This is a genomic window from Isoptericola chiayiensis, assembly GCF_013149805.1.
GTDB lineage: Bacteria > Actinomycetota > Actinomycetes > Actinomycetales > Cellulomonadaceae > Isoptericola > Isoptericola chiayiensis.
In genome coordinates this window covers 144,144-157,886 of the sequence record NZ_JABEZT010000005.1, presented here as the reverse complement: position 1 = coordinate 157,886, position 13,743 = coordinate 144,144, and the positions used below count along the sequence as shown (strand labels likewise).

The 13,743-nt window shown below is 73.8% G+C and carries 10 protein-coding genes; 5 read left to right on the top strand and 5 right to left on the bottom strand.

What is annotated here, in order from left to right:
- Nucleotides 1-219: 219 nt before the first annotated feature.
- The 4 genes from HDG68_RS11230 to HDG68_RS11215 all read left to right on the top strand — a co-directional run bounded on the left by HDG68_RS11230 (nt 220) and on the right by HDG68_RS11215 (nt 3,735).
- Complete coding sequence (locus tag HDG68_RS11230) at nt 220-651, top strand: nucleoside deaminase (RefSeq protein ID WP_172152232.1); 432 nt, start codon at nt 220-222, stop codon at nt 649-651.
- 77 nt (nt 652-728) lie between these two features.
- Nucleotides 729-2,084, top strand: a complete 1,356-nt coding sequence (locus HDG68_RS11225; protein WP_172152112.1) for a sensor histidine kinase — start codon at nt 729-731, stop codon at nt 2,082-2,084.
- Nucleotides 2,072-2,731, top strand: coding sequence for a LuxR C-terminal-related transcriptional regulator (locus HDG68_RS11220; protein ID WP_172152110.1), 660 nt, complete (start codon nt 2,072-2,074; stop codon nt 2,729-2,731). The genes HDG68_RS11225 and HDG68_RS11220 overlap by 13 nt, the downstream gene beginning before the upstream one ends.
- Nucleotides 2,728-3,735, top strand: coding sequence for a DUF4097 family beta strand repeat-containing protein (locus tag HDG68_RS11215; protein WP_172152108.1), 1,008 nt, complete (start codon nt 2,728-2,730; stop codon nt 3,733-3,735). Before HDG68_RS11220 ends, HDG68_RS11215 begins: the two co-directional genes overlap by 4 nt.
- A gap of 168 nt (nt 3,736-3,903) precedes the next feature.
- Here the strand turns inward: HDG68_RS11215 and HDG68_RS11210 are convergent, their stop codons facing one another.
- Nucleotides 3,904-5,373 carry a phytoene desaturase family protein gene (locus HDG68_RS11210; RefSeq protein WP_172152106.1) on the bottom strand — a complete coding sequence of 490 codons (1,470 nt, stop codon included), beginning with the start codon at nt 5,371-5,373 and terminating at the stop codon, nt 3,904-3,906.
- Between the two features lie 26 nt (nt 5,374-5,399).
- The gene (locus HDG68_RS11205) at nt 5,400-6,308 is read right to left on the bottom strand and encodes a Sir2 family NAD-dependent protein deacetylase (RefSeq protein WP_172152104.1); all 909 of its coding nucleotides are present in this window, start codon (nt 6,306-6,308) and stop codon (nt 5,400-5,402) included.
- Between the two features lie 293 nt (nt 6,309-6,601).
- Here HDG68_RS11205 and HDG68_RS11200 point away from each other — a divergent pair, with 293 nt between their 5' ends.
- Nucleotides 6,602-10,342, top strand: coding sequence for a carbohydrate-binding protein (locus HDG68_RS11200; RefSeq protein ID WP_172152102.1), 3,741 nt, complete (start codon nt 6,602-6,604; stop codon nt 10,340-10,342).
- A gap of 152 nt (nt 10,343-10,494) precedes the next feature.
- Here the strand turns inward: HDG68_RS11200 and HDG68_RS11195 are convergent, their stop codons facing one another.
- Genes HDG68_RS11195 through HDG68_RS11185 form a run of 3 tightly spaced genes read right to left on the bottom strand, consistent with a single transcriptional unit; the run spans nt 10,495 to nt 13,575 of the window.
- Nucleotides 10,495-12,147 (bottom strand): carbohydrate-binding domain-containing protein, encoded by a 1,653-nt coding sequence (locus HDG68_RS11195; protein ID WP_172152100.1) that lies wholly within the window; start codon nt 12,145-12,147, stop codon nt 10,495-10,497.
- Between the two features lie 34 nt (nt 12,148-12,181).
- Nucleotides 12,182-12,958, bottom strand: a complete 777-nt coding sequence (locus tag HDG68_RS11190; protein ID WP_172152098.1) for a polyphosphate polymerase domain-containing protein — start codon at nt 12,956-12,958, stop codon at nt 12,182-12,184.
- Nucleotides 12,955-13,575 carry a DUF4956 domain-containing protein gene (locus tag HDG68_RS11185; RefSeq protein WP_172152096.1) on the bottom strand — a complete coding sequence of 207 codons (621 nt, stop codon included), beginning with the start codon at nt 13,573-13,575 and terminating at the stop codon, nt 12,955-12,957. Before HDG68_RS11185 ends, HDG68_RS11190 begins: the two co-directional genes overlap by 4 nt.
- Between the last annotated feature and the right edge of the window lie 168 nt (nt 13,576-13,743).

The window sequence follows — 13,743 nt, the reverse complement described above, 5'->3', positions numbered from 1 at the left end:
CATCTCACCACTATGTCGCCGAAAAGTGAAGGAGAACGGGATATCAGATGAATCGGACATCAGTGTCCGCGTCCGCGGGCTCCGCTCGCCTTCTATACGCTGGCCACGGACGGGCGAGAGGGGGTCGACGTGGGCGACAGAGGGCTGGCGCTGCCCTGGGCCGACGGCGCGTTCCCCCCGGCGACGCTCAGCGAGCGCCGGGCCGTGTGGGGCCACCTCATGGGACTCGCCCTGCACGAGGCGACCCACGCCCTGGCGAGCGACGACGTCCCCGTCGGTGCCGCCGTCGTCTCCCCGGACGGCCGCCTGCTCGGGCTGGGGCACAACCGGCGCGAGGAGACCGGCGACCCGACGGCGCACGCCGAGGTTCTCGCGCTGCGCCAGGCGGCCGCGAGCTGGGGGGAGTGGCGGCTGACGGGCTGCACGCTCGTGGTCACGCTCGAACCCTGCGTGATGTGCGCGGGGGCGCTCGTGGCGGCCCGGGTCGGACGCCTGGTCCTCGGCGCCTGGGACCCCAAGGCGGGGGCGACGGGCTCCGTGTGGGACATGGTCCGTGACCAGCGCGCACTGCACGAGGTCGAGGTGATCGCCGGGGTGCGGGCCGACGAGTGCGCCGCCGTGCTCCAGGAGTTCTTCGCCGCCCGCCGCTGACGGTCGGGACAGCCCTACCGTGAGGACGTGGGTCCGCCGCATTCCGCGCGGACCGGCCGCTGCCTAGTGTCGAGGTCATGACCAGCACCCGCTCCGTGCCGCGCGAGACCGCGCCGGCCGTCACGAGCCTCCCAGGACTCCTGCGTGCACCGTGGGCCGGCGCCACCTGGCGCGGACTCGCCCAGCTCGCCCTGGGCTACCTGTGGCTCGTCACCGTCGGCCTGGTCGTCTTCGACCTGGTCCTCGTGGCGGCGTCCCTCGTGCCCGCCCTCGGGCTCGGCCTCCTCGTGCTGCCGGCCACCCTGTGGCTCGCCCGCTGGTTCGCCGCCGCGGAGCGTGCCCGCCTGGCCGCGCAGACCGGCATCGCGATCCAGGACCCGGGCCGCCGCCGGCCCGCCCGGCCCGGCTGGTGGGGCCGGACGACGGCGGAGCTCACCGACCGGCGCGGCTGGCTCGCCACCGCGTACGCCGTCGCCGGGCTGGTCGTCGTCACCACGTTCCTCTCGCTCGCCGTGGTCGCGGCCGGCAGCGCCGTCGCCGCCGTGATCCTCGGCGTGCACTCGGTGGTCACCCAGCCCGCGGACCTCTCCTGGCTGCTCGCCGTCCCGGTGGCGGTCGTGCTCGCCTGGCTCGCCGCCGTCCTGGCCCAGGTCGGCACCCTCGTCACGGCATCCCTCGCCCAGGCGATGCTGGGCGTCTCCCCGGCCTCGGCGGCCCGCGCCGCCCAGCACGCCGCCGAGGCCGAGGCCCGCGCCGCCGAGACCGCCGCGACCAGCGCCCGGCAGCGCGCCGTCGAGCTCACCGAGACCCGCGCCGCCGCCCTCGAGGCCGCCGACGCCGAACGCCGCCGCATCGAACGCGACCTGCACGACGGCGCCCAGCAGCGCCTCGTCGCCCTCGGCGTCGCGCTCGGCACGGCCCGCCGCGCCGCCGAGACCGACCCGGCCGCCGCCGTCACCGCCGTCGAGCACGCCCACACCGAGGTCAAGGAGACCCTCGCCGAGCTGCGCGACCTCGTCCGCGGCATCCACCCCGCCGTGCTCGCCGACCGCGGGCTCGACGACGCCCTCTCGGCGCTCGCGGCCCGCAGCCCCGTCCCCGTCCGGGTCGACGCCGGACCCGACCTGGGCCGGGCGGGCTCCGGGGTGCAGGCCGCCGCCTACTTCGTCGTCGCCGAGGCGCTCACCAACGTCGCCCGGCACGCGCGAGCCACCCGCGCCCACGTGCGTGCCGCCGTCGTCCCCGACCCCGAGGGGCCGGCCCGCCTGCTCGTCGAGGTGTCCGACGACGGAGCCGGCGGTGCCGAGGCCCGGCCCGGTTCCGGGCTGGCCGGGCTGCGCGGCCGCGTCGCAGCCCTGGACGGCACCTTCGACCTGACCAGCCCGCCCGGAGCGGGCACCCGCCTGCGAGTGGAGCTGCCGTGCGCATCGTGATCGCCGAGGACTCCGTCCTGCTGCTGGACGGACTGACCCGGCTGCTGCAGACCGAGGGGCACGACGTCGTCGGGCACCGCACGGCCGAGGACATGGTCGCCGCCCTCACGGCGCCCGACGCCAGCCTGCCGGACCTCCTCGTCACCGACGTGCGGATGCCGCCGTCGCACACCGACGAGGGCCTGCGGGCCGCCGTGCACCTGCGCAGCCTCTACCCCGACCTGCCCGTGCTGGTGCTCTCGCAGTACGTGGAGCAGCGCTACGCCGCCGAGCTGTTCGCCCACGGGAGCCGAGCCGTCGGCTACGTGCTCAAGGACCGCGTCGCCGACGTCGAGGAGTTCCTCGACGCCGTCGCCCGGGTCGCCGGCGGCGGCACCGTCCTCGACCCCGAGGTCGTCTCCCAGGTGCTCGCCCGCACCCGCCACGAGCTCGACGACCTCACCCCCCGGGAGCGCGAGGTGCTCGCCCTCATGGCCGAAGGGCTGTCCAACGCCGCGATCGCGGACCGGCTCGTCGTCGGGCCCGCCGCCGTGGAGAAGCACGTCACCAACATCCTCACCAAGCTGGGGCTGCCCGTCGACGCCGACACGCACCGTCGTGTCCTGGCGGTGCTGCGCTGGCTGGACCGGAACGGAGAAGCACGATGAGCCACGACACCTCGCCGGGCACCACCACGCAGGGGGACACCGCCCCGGGCGCCGCATCCCACGGCACCACCGCGCCGCAGCAGGGCCCGCCGCCCGGGGGACCGCCGTCGTCGGCCGGTGACCCGCCGGCACCGGACCCCCGGCGCAGCGGTCTCGGCCGTGCGCTGCTCGGCATCGGCGTCGTCGTCGCCGCGCTGATGGTCGCCTGGGGTGCCCTGCACCTGGTCGACTGGGCGCTCACCGACACCCGCACCACCTCCGAGACGCACTCCGCCGCAGCCGAGGTGGAGCTGGTCGCCGACGGTGACGTGACCGTCCGGTCCGACGACGACGTCACCGACGTGTCCGTCGAGGTGGTGTCCCGGGGCGGGCTGACCGAGCCGCGGTACTCCGTCGACACGGTCGGCGACACCCTGGTCCTCGAGAACACCTGCCCGACCTGGGTGTGGTGGTCGTGGACGTGCGCCGGCGAGCTGCACGCCGTCGTCCCGCCGGACATCGCCGTGACGGTGCGGACCTCGAACGGCGAGGTGCGGGCCGAAGGGCTCGCCGGAGACGTGGACCTCGACTCCTCGAACGGTTCCGTGCTCGCTGCCGACCTCGACGGTGACCTGCGCGCGCACACCCGCAACGGGGACGTCGAGGTCGGTCGGATCGGCGGGTCGTTGGACGTCCGCACGTCGAACGGCGGCGTCCGGGTGACCGACGCCGCCGGGGACGCCGTGGTCGGGACGGACAACGGCGACGTGGAGCTGCGGGACGTCGGCGGCGACGCCGAGGTGCGGACCGCGAACGGGTGGGTCGAGGTGTCCGGCGTGGCCGGCGACGTGCTCGCCGAGACCTCCAACGGCGACGTCACCGTGACCGGCGACGGCGAGCCGGTGGCGCTGACCATCGAGACGTCGAACGGGGAGCGGACCGTCGAGGGGCCGACCGACCCCGCGGCGCCGCGAACGGTGGAGATCCACAGCTCGAACGGGGACGTCACCTACCTGGGCCCCTGAGAGCCCCGGCCTCCGCCCGCCGGTCTGACGGCCGCCGACCGCTGACCTGGGCCGCCGATGGCTACGATGTGTTGCAGTATCCGCGCCGAACTGCAACAAATCCTAGCCATCGGCGCGCTGGCGGTCCGGCGCTCGGGCGCTCGGGCGCACTGGCGCGGTCGGCGCGGGTCAGAGGGCCGGGACCCGGGTCCCGAACACGTCCCGGGCGGCACGGCGGGCCGCGTGCCAGCCGGCCATGCCGTGCACGCCCGGGCCGGGCGGCGTGGACGCCGAGCAGAGGTAGACGTTCCCGGCCTGCCGGTACGGGTTCGCCGCCGCGGTGGGTCGGGCGATCATCCGCCACAGGCTCGTCCGCCCGCCTGCGATGTCCCCGTCGACCAGGTTGAGGTTGTGCCCCACGAGCTCCGAGGCCGGGGTGCACCGGGAGGCGACGACGACGTCCCGCACCCCGGGGGCGAAGCGGTCGAGCTGGTCGAGGACGACGTCGGTGACGTCCCGCGTCGAGCCGGCGGGCACGTGCGCGTAGGCCCACACGGGTCGCAGCCCGCCGGAGGCGCGGGACGGGTCGACGACGGTCGGGTCGCTGACCAGGCACATCGGTGCCGCGGCGTGCCGGCCGGCGGCCACCTCGGACTCCGCGCGGGCCATCTCGGCGCGCGTCCCTCCGACGTGCACCGTGCCGGCTCGCGCGATCTCGGGCGCGGCCCAGGGGATCGGGCCGTCGAGCACCAGGTCCACCTTGGCGGCCGCGTTGCCGCCGGGGAACCGGGACAGAGCCCGGTGGCAGGTGGGGAAGAGCGCGTCGCCGAGCACGTCGAGGAGCGTGCCCACGGGGGTGTCGAAGAGGTAGGCGTGCGCGGAGGGGATGTCGGAGTAGGCGCGCACCGGGTGATCGGTGACGACCGTACCGCCGTGCGCCTCGAGGTCCGCCACCAGTGCTGCGGCGATCGCGCCGGAGCCGCCGCGCGGGACCGGCCAGCCGCCGTCGAACCCGCCCTCGCCCGACGGCGCCGCGTGGCCGAGGGCGCCGAGCAGCAGCGCCGTCCCGGCCGAGCCGAGCGACGGCATCGGGGCGATCGAGTGGGACGCGACGCCGGTCAGCAGCGCGGCCGCCTCCTCGGTGCGGAACCGGGCACCCCACGCGCCCGTGCCCTGCTCGAGCATCGCCACGCCGAACCGTGCCGCCCCGACCAGCCCACCGACGTCGGGCAGCGACCGCTTGTCGCCGAGGGCGAGCGCGACGACGGACTCCCACCGTGCGGCCAGCGGGCCGAGCAGCGAACGCCAGGCGCCGCCGTCGACGCCGAGGCGTTCGGCCGTGAGGTCGACGTCGCGGTAGGCGACCCCTGCGCGACCGTCGGGCAGCGGCTGGGCGTAGGAGGCCTCGGGGGTGAGCAGCTCGACGCCGTGCGCGGGCAGGTCGAACGCACGGAAGAACGGTGAGGCCCACGCCATCGGGTGGACCGCGGAGCAGACGTCATGCCGCAGGCCGTCCGCGAGGCCGAGGTCGAGGGTGCGGGACCCGCCGCCGGGCGTGGGCTGCGCCTCCAGCACCGTCACCGACAGGCCGACGCGTGCGAGCGTGACCGCGGCGGCGAGGCCGTTCGGCCCCGACCCGACGACGATCACGTCCTCCATGGACCCAGCCTAGGACGGTGGCAGGTTCAGAGCCGGGTGGCGAGCCCCACGAGCGTCTCGGTGGCGCCGGCGTCGACCTTGACCGTGGCGAGCGGGTCGCCGCGTGTCTCGCCGCGGTTGACGATGACGATCGGCTGACCGTTCTTGGCGGCGCGGCGCACGAACCGCAGCCCGCTCATCACGGTCAGGGACGTGCCGGCGACGAGCAGCGCGTCGGCCGACTCGACGAGCGCGAACGCCCGGTCGACCCGCTCGCGCGGGACGTTCTCGCCGAAGTAGACGATCTCCGGCTTGAGGACGCCCCCGCAGAACTCGCAGTCGGCCGGGTTGAAGTGGGACGTCTTGGCGATGACGGCGTCGGCGTCCGGAGCGACCTCGATGTCGGCGACGGTGGTGCCGCCGTCGAGCACGGACTCGACGAAGCCGGGGTTGAGGGCGTCGAGCCGCTCGGCCAGGTGGGTGCGGGAGATGACGCGGCCGCACTGCAGGCAGATGACGCGGTCGTAGCGGCCGTGCAGGTCGATGACGACGCGGGAGCCGGCGTCCTCGTGCAGCAGGTCGACGTTCTGGGTGATGACGCCGCGCACGATCCCGCGCTGCTCGAGCTCGGCGAGGGTGCGGTGGCCGGCGTTCGGGTGGGTGCGGTCCACGTGCTGCCAGCCCACGTGGTTGCGGGCCCAGTAGTGGCGCCGGAACCCCGCGTCGCCGACGAACTGCTGGTATGTCATCGGGTTGCGGGGCGGGGAGTCGGGGCTGCGGTAGTCGGGGATGCCGGAGTCCGTGGAGATGCCGGCACCGGTCAGCACGGTGAACGTGCGCCCGGCGAGGACGCGGGCGGCGTCGTCGACGGTGCCGTGGTGGACGACCGCGTCCGGGGGGAGCTCCCAGCGCCGTTCCTGGTAGGTCGGGGCGAGCGGGCGGGCGGCGGGTTCCACGTCCTCGAGCGTACGACGGCGGTGGTGCGGCCGCCGTCGTGCCGGGGCGTTCCGCTCGTCACGTCGACGGCGCCCGGTGCTCCGCCGTCGCCCGCCCGCCACCTCGCGGTCCGTTCTGCCGATGTCGGTAGAACGTCGCCGAATCGGCAGTGCGGACTGCCGACCTCGGTCCGTTTTGCCGACATCGGCAGTTCGGTGGTCTTGACCCGGACGTGGGAGAGCGGTTACCGTTATGAGAAACCGGTTTCTCGTGTCGTTCGATGACGACGGCACGTATCTCGACGAGGAGATCCATGACACCGACAGGCAAGCGCATCCGCGCGTCGTTGGCCGCTGCCGCGGTCACGGCGCTGGCGGTCGCCGGTGCCCCCGCCGCCACGGCGGTCGGCCCGGAGACGGCCCTGAACGCGAACGACCTCGCACCCGGCGACTACACCACCGTGGTCGACACCGGTACCGACTTCACGATCCGCGCCGACGCGGAGAAGGACGTCTCGGTCGACGGCACCGACCGCGTCTCCGACCGCGGCGACGTCTTCACCCAGCGCATCAAGCTCAACGGGTCCGGCGACGAGGACCGCCGCTCGCTCCACTTCAGCGTGGACGCCGAGCAGGTGCCCACCGAGGTCGTCGTCAACGCCCGCTCCAGCAGCGGCAGCAGCGACCGTGCGCTCGCCCTGTTCGACGCGAGCGGCGAGGTCGACCGTGTCGACGCGCTCGCCGACGACGAGGGCACCCCCGTGGCGACCGCGTCGTTCGACATCGCGGCCGCCGGCGACTACTGGCTCGCCTCCCCGAGCTCCGGCGTCAACGTCTTCTACGCCCAGATCGGTGCCGTCGACGACAGCGGCCGCGGCGCGTGGGCCGACGTCCCGGAGCCGACCGTCGACTCGGTCGCCCTGAGCGCCGACGACCCGGCCCAGGTCGAGGTCGCCTACAGCGGCCTGCTCGGGCCGGACGGCGGCGACGTGGTCACCGCCGTCCTGTACGACGACGCCGGCGCCGTGGCCGACAAGGCGCTCGGTGCCGCCGAGGGCGTCTCCGGAACCTTGGCGCTCACGCCCCCCGCGTCCGGCGACTACGAGGTCGAGGTGCAGATCACCCGGTACGGCGAGACCGACGCGAAGGTCTCCGCGCGTGCGGCCCTCGACGGGTTCTCCCTGCCCCTGACCGGGCCGGAGGTCACCGGCGCGCTGACCTCCGCCGTCGACGGCGGACAGGCCACCGTGTCCCTGGAGTGGACCGCCACCGCCGAGGCCGAGACGTACTCCGTCGAGACCGGCCAGGGCGGCACCTTCACGACGGCCCTCGACGGCGTCACCGGCACCTCCGCCGACGTGACCGGGCTGACCCCGGGCGAGACCTACCAGGTGCGCGTGGTCGCGCACCGCGGGTCGGACTCCGCGACCGGCGGGGCCTTCGACGTCGAGGTCGCCACCTCCGTGGAGCGCTGGCAGATCGCCGACGTCGGCTCGAACGCGGGGTCCGGCGGAGAGGTCGTCGACAACGGCGACGGCACCATCACGTTCGACGCGCGCGAGAGCTCGACGAAGTTCGCCTCCTCCGAGGACGGGTTCCAGTACTACTTCACCGAGATCGACCCGGCGGAGGAGAACTTCACGCTGACGGCCACCTTCGAGGTGACCGACGCCGCCACCAAGGACAACCAGTCCGGGTTCGGCGTCATCGCCATCGACGACCTGGTCGCCGAGTCCTCCCCGCACCGCTACTTCAACTCCGCGGGCGCCGTCGTCACCCGGTACAACGAGGGCACCGACGACGTCGTCAACGGCACCCCGGGCGCCCGGTTCGTGCACGGCTACACCGGCGCCACCGACGACAACACCGCCGGGGCGCGGGACACCAGCGACTCCGAGGAGTTCGACCCGTCGTACCGCGACGAGGTCACGACGGGGCCGAAGTTCGAGACCGGCGACGTCTACGAGTTCACGCTGCGCAAGTCCAACACCGGCTTCCACGCCATCTGGCATGGCGCCGGCGAGGGCGGTGAGGACATCGAGGTCATCCAGTACGACCCGGAGATGCTGCTGCAGCAGAACGCCGAGGCGTACTACGTCGGCATGGCCACCGCCCGCAAGATCGCCGTGACCGTCACCGAGTGGGACTTCACCACGATCCACCCGGACGACGACGAGCCCGCCCAGGACCCGCCGACCGAGTACGTGCCCACGAACCTGTCGGTGGACGTCACCTCGACGACGCCGGAGCAGCAGCTCGACATCCCGCTCGTGGCCGACTTCCACGGCACCGGGCAGATCCTCGACGCGGGCGGTGACGTCGTCGTCGACGGGCTGGAGCTCACCCCGGGCGAGCAGGCGCTCGGCACCGTGGACCTGGAGCCCGGCGTCAACGAGTTCACCGCGCGGGCCACGCCCGAGGGCGACCAGCCGCAGCTCGGCGAGTACGAGGAGCTGGAGTCGTTCGACCCGGTCGACGTCCCGGTGACCGTCACGGTGGACTCGTACGGCGAACCGGGCGAGTCGATCTGGGTCGCGCCCGACGGCACCGCCGACGGCGCGGGCACGCAGGCCGACCCGCTGGACATCCACACGGCGGTCGGGTTCGCGCAGGCCGGTCAGCAGATCGTCCTGGCCGGCGGCACGTACGCGATCGAGCACAACGTGGTGGCCGAGCGGGGCCGCGACGGCACGGAGGACGCACCGATCACCCTGATGTCCGAGCCCGGCGACCGTGCCGTGCTGGACCTGAGCGGGTCGCCCGACGGCGGCCTCGTGCTCCGCGGCGACTGGTGGCACGTGTACGACCTGGAGATCACCGGGTCGGCCGACAAGGCCAAGCCGATGCTGGTCCAGGGCAACCACAACGTGGTCGAGCGGGTCGAGTCGCACCACAACAAGGACACCGGCATCCAGATCTCGGGGCTCTCCGCCGAGCCGCCGTCGATGTGGCCGTCGCACAACACAATCCTGTCCTCGGTGTCGCACAACAACGCCGACACGGGCGGGAACGACGCCGACGGGTTCGGCGTCAAGCTCACCGTCGGCGAGGGCAACGTGCTGCGGTACAACATCGCCCACCACAACATCGACGACGGCTGGGACCTGTACGCGAAGTCCACGACCGGCCCGATCGGCACCGTGATCGTCGAGGACTCCGTGGCCTACGCCAACGGGTTCCTCGAGGCCGACCCCTCGACCACCGGTGAGGGCAACGGGTTCAAGCTCGGCGGCGAGTCCATGCCGGGCGACCACCTGCTGCGCAACGCGCTCAGCTACGGCAACCTCGGCACCGGCGCGACGTCGAACTCCGGTCCGGACGTCCGGCTCGACGGCGTCACCTCGGTGGGCAACGACCGGGGCGTGCGCCTGGAGACCAACGCGAGCACCACCGCCTACGAGGCGAGCGGCGTCATCTCCTGGCAGAACCCGTCCTCCGACGTGCTCGGTCTGGAGCAGGACGACACGTCGCTGCTGACGGACCCGTCGAACTACTTCGACGGCACGACGGCGGACGCCTCCGACGGCCGTCCGGCCACCGTGGGTGCCGACTGGTTCGTCTCGACGGACTCATCGGCCGTGACGCCGGAGATCGCCCCGGACGGGTCGATCGAGGTGCACGGGCTCTACGAGCTGACGGAGGTGGCGCCGTCGGACACCGGGGCGCGGTTCACCGCCAACCCGGAGCCGACCGTCATCGAGCTGCTGCCCGAGGTCTCGGCCGGCGAGGCCGGCCCGAACCCCTGGTACCCGTCGGGGCTGTACCTGCGCGGCGACGTCGTGCAGCACGAGGGCGTGGTCTACGAGGCACGCTGGTGGACCCGAGGCCTCGAGCCCGGCGTGAGCGTGTGGGGCTCGTGGGTCGAGGTCGGTCCCGCGGAGGCGGCTCCCGCCGTCGCCGAGTGCGCCGAGGCGTGGGACGGCTCGACGGTCTACCGCCACGGCGACACGGTGACGTCCGACGGCGTCAACTACGTCGCGCAGTGGTGGACGCGGGGGCAGGAGCCCGGCGCGAGCGTGTGGGGCTCGTGGGCGGCGGTGGAACCGTGCGCCTGACCCGCCCCGCACCCGCGAGGTAGGCAGCTTCTCCGCCGAGGTAGGCACGATCCCCGCGAGGTAGGCACCGTTTCGGTGCCTACCTCGCGGGGATCCTGCCTACCTCGGCGGGAGGTGCGCTACCTCGGCGAGGCGTTGCCGACTTCGCGGGGTCAGGCGCCGGCGTCCGACGGCGGGGTCCCGTCGGGCAGCTCGCCGTCGGCCGGAGGCTGTCCGCCACCGGGCATCTGTCCGCCACCGGGCATCTGCCCGTCGCCCGGGGCGCCGCCCCCGGGGCCGCCCATCTGGGTGGCGATCGACTCCTCGGCGGTGGCCGTCCCGACCTCGGTGCCGTCGACCTGGACGGTGTAGCTCTCGCCGGCGACGATTCCGTCGGCGCTGAGGTTCAGCGACGACAGCGCTTCCCCGGCCACGACCGACGCGACCTCCTGCCCGTCGGCGTCCAGCACGGTCACCGTCGAGCCGGCGTCGGCCGACCCGTCTACGGTGAGCCATCCGTTCGCGCTCGTCACGGTGCCGTTGGCGTCGACCGCTCCCTCGCCGCCGTTCGACGTCGCCGCGATCGCGACGGTTCCGCCCGAGACCTCGATGACCCCGTTCGAGTCGAACCCGTCGCCGCCGGCGGCGATGGTCACCGCACCGCCGGTCACGGTCAGCGAGGCGCCTTCCTGCACGGCCTCGCCGCCACCGCCACCCGGCCCGGCCATCTCCCCGGTCGACTCCGACTCCGTCTCGGACTCCGTGGACTCCGAGTCGTCCTCGGCCTCCTTGACGGTCGCGTTGAGGCCGTCGTCGGAGGAGGTGATGTCCACGGTGCCGTCGGAGATCGCGATGACCGCGGCCTCGATCCCTTCCTCGGACTCGGTGACGGTGAGCGTGCCGCCGGCGACGGCCACGTCGGTGAAGCCCTGGACTCCGTCCGAGCCGGCCGCCACCGTCACGTCCCCACCGAGCAGTGCGACGTAGCCGGCGGTCTCGTCCGAGTCGTCGTCGGACTTGAGCCCGTCGCCGCCCGCGGTGACGTCGATCGTCCCGCCGGAGACCACCAGGTAGTCCTTGCCGCGGATCGCGTCGTCGACGGCGTCCACCGTGACGGTGCCGGAGGTGATGACCAGGCCGTCCTTGCCGGTGATGCCGTCGTTGCTGTTGCCCACGACCTCGAGGGACCCGGACCCGGAGATCGCCATGTCGGCGGTCGAGTACAGGGCGGCGTTGGCCGCGTTGTCGCTCTCGGTCTCTGCGTATTCCGCGGCGTCCTCGAGCCGGTTGGTCGAGCCGTCGGCGAGCACCACGGACACCTGGTCGGCGTCCTGGACGTCGATCGCGGCCCCCGTGCCGGACGTGATGTCCGCGCCGTCGAGCACGAGGCGCACCACGCCGTCGTCGGCGGACTCGACCACGACCTGCCCGGCCAGCTCGCCGGACAGCCGGTAGGTGCCCGGCTGGGTGATGGTCACGGTGTCGCCGTCGACCTCGACGCCGTCGGCCGCCGTCGGTGAGGACAGGTCGACCGCGATCTCGTCGGCCGTGTCCCAGGTCTCCTCGGCGAGGGCCACGGTCTCGGAGGCGTCCAGGTTCTCGGCGAGCACCTCGGCGGCGGTCAGCCCGGCCGAGGAGGACGTCACGACGGCGGATTCCTGCGACGTCGTCTCGCTGGTCGAGCTCTGCGAGGTCGAGTCGGCGGCGTCGGAGGAGACGACGCCGCACGCGCCGAGCGCACCGACGGCGAGCGCCGCTCCGGCAGCGCCGCCCACCACCTTGGTCCAGGTCGCGCGGGTCCAGCGGGGCAGTGTCTTGGGGTTCATGGGTTCGGTCCCTTCGGGTCGGTGAGGTGGAGGGTCAGGCGGCAGGTCGGGCGGTCAGGCGCTCGCGGCGCAGGCGTCGCCAGGGGTGGTCGGGAAGTTCGGGTCGCAGGACGGCGAGCCCGGTCGCGTACTTGGAGATGCGGTCGGGGCGGTGGCCCGATCGCCACAGGAGCCGGTCCACGGACGACGGCGCGGTGCCGGCCTTGGTCTCGACGACGACGAGGTCGCCGACGTCGGCGGTCGCGTCGTGGCGGGCGTGCGGCCCGGCGAGCTGCCAGGTGAGCGCTGTGTCGAGGGTGACGCGGGCGTCGGGGGCGAGCAGCGTGGTGCGGCGGTAGTGCGAGCGCAGCACCGGGTCGAGGGCGGACGACGGCGGGGCGGCCAGCCGGGCGGCGGCGAGCCGGTCATCGACGAAATCGACGGACTCGGGGTCCAGGTCGTCGGTCAGGAGGTCCGCGGGGCAGCGTTCCTTCACGGTGACGCCGCGCGCGGCACGGGTCTTGACCTCGAGGAAGGTGCTGCCGGTGTCGACGTAGGTGCGGGTGCGGACCTTGTACCGCCGGCGACGGCGGCGGGCGGCCTGGTGGAACGTCACCAGGTCGGGGGTGTCGAAGTAGGTCGAGGAGTAGGTGAACGCCCGGCGCCCGTCGATCTCCAGCACGCGGGTCGCGGGGTCGAGGGCCGCGAGCAGTCCCGCGGTCTCGCCGGCGGTGAGCACGTACTTGCGGTCGACGCGGGTCTGCAGCGCCGCCTCGGCGTTGAGCTCGTCGAGGGTGACGGGGGAGAGGTGGTCGACGGTCGGCGCGCTCATCGTGCGGTCTCCAGCGCCGGGGACGGCGCGGCCGCAGCGGGTGCCGCCGTGCCGTGTGCCGCCGTCGTGCCGCGTGAGCCCACCCGGTAGCGCACGTCCACCACGGTGGTGTCGTTGGCCAGGTCGAGCTTGAGCACGGTGACGCCGTGCACGCGGGCGCCGAGCAGACCCTCGAGGTGGGCGACCAGCGCGTCCTCCTCGGCGTGGGCGCGGTCGACGACGATCGTGGCGTTGCGGTGCCGGGCGAACAGCCGCGGGTGGTCGGCGACGGCCATGACCAGCAGGATCAGGCCCATGCCGGCGACGGCGAGCCAGCCGACCGAGGCGCCCAGACCGCCGAGCAGGCCGAGCGCGAGGGCGGCGAAGTAGTAGGCGACCTCGTGCTGGGTGAGCTCGTTGGAGCGCAGCCGGATGATCGACAGCACGCCGAACAGGCCGAGTCCGAGGCCGGCGCCGACGCTGCTCTGCGCGAGGACGGTCGCCACGGCCAGGACGCCGACGTTCACCCCCAGGTAGGCCACGACGAGGTCGCGGCGGCGGTGCCGGGGGAAGTAGAGGGCGAACGTGAGGACGGCGACGGCGAGGGCGTCGATCGCGTAGAGCAGAGCGGGTGACATGGTGCTCCCGGGTCGTGGACGAGGTCCGTGGATGGGTACGTCACCTAGTGGACACCTCGAATTCATGCAGGTCCTGGGACCGTGCTGCCGGTTTCCTGGGAGCGCTGGACGCTTCCTGGACGCCTGCTCGACGCCGGGCTGCGGTGGCCGGGTCGGCCCACCCGACCT